A 1258-nucleotide genomic window follows, 5' to 3' on the forward strand; every position below is an offset into this window, starting at 1 on the left:
TCCATCAACGTATTAATAAGTACTTTCTCATCAGCTTCCCTAACTAACTCCTCCACGATTTCATCTTGTTCAGTGAGTGTTTTTTGATACCAGCTTTTTCCAAAAGCTTTATTATTTGCGAGTAGCGCTGCAGTGCTGTTGCCTTTTAGTTTGGTACGTGTTGCTGATTCAAGATTAAACGTATAGGAATCAGGTATTTTTATTTTTTCCTTTATCTTAGAAAACGTTGCTTCTTTACGCTGAGACAATGAGTCTAGTAATGTATTTCTCTCTTCAAGCGTCAACGCTCTGGAATGTAAATTAGTGTCAGTTACTCTTATGTTATTTAGCTCTTGCAATATTCTAAACTGCTGTATGGATGGCAATGCTAAAGGTGACCGGTGGCGAGTATTATCTAATACACACATTCCAGGTAGTACGGGACGTAGCTTACGTTGAAAAAGTAGTGTATCTCTCAATTGCTGTTTTCGTGCATCTGTCAGTACCTCAGGGTAATACTGACTTTGAGTTTGCCAAATAAGATCAAACTCCTGTGCAATCATCTCTCTATGAACATAAAAATCATAAAATGACTTAGCGCCTTTACCTTTAGCTCTAATTCGAGTGCCTTCTCTTTGTGTATGACGCTTAGCTAAAAACTCACCCACAGTACGACAGTCATATTCAGCAAGTACTTGCTGAAGACGTTCTATCCCTTGGCTTATCTTACCCTTTTCATTGACATCACCATCATCTTTGCGACTACTTTTAAATCCTCTTCGTTGTCCTAAATGAAATAACAAGCGGCCTAACTGGTAGAGAGGAATCTTTTCATCTAACGCTTTCACTCTTAACTCATAAGGATCGAGATGCTCAAGTGCCTTCCTGTCCACCTTATCTATAGGCATCAAACCACACTCAATAAGCTGCGACATAAATCGATGTCGGCGCTTTAAATACCTATCTCTTCGTCTACGGGCTTGCCGTGCTATCCTCCGAGCAACGGCATTTGAAGTACGACTCTTAGGGTTGCGCCCATCAGGAAATACTCTAACACCTGAATCAACTAACTTTATTGTTTTAAGCTCACTTGATAATCCAAATACAGCCCAACCAATTGAGTTAGCGCCTATATCAAATGCCCAGCGGTACAACATGAAACATTCCCTTCTCTATTGACGACAGATACAGCCTACGATTAACATTAACAACGTAGATTACTAGGAATTACGCTCTTTCCGTTAACAAGCTGAAAGATGCACAAAATGAGAGGCAGCCA

Annotated in this window: 1 protein-coding gene; it reads right to left on the reverse strand. The window is 40.0% G+C overall.

Going from position 1 to position 1258, the window contains the following annotated elements; translation table 11 throughout:
- Positions 1-1136: type II CRISPR RNA-guided endonuclease Cas9 (gene cas9, locus F607_RS0127240; protein WP_027710493.1), on the reverse strand; the 1136-nt coding region annotated here is incomplete at its 3' end.
- Between the last annotated feature and the right edge of the window lie 122 nt (positions 1137-1258).

It is taken from the genome of Zooshikella ganghwensis DSM 15267 (genome assembly GCF_000428585.1).
GTDB lineage: Bacteria > Pseudomonadota > Gammaproteobacteria > Pseudomonadales > Zooshikellaceae > Zooshikella > Zooshikella ganghwensis.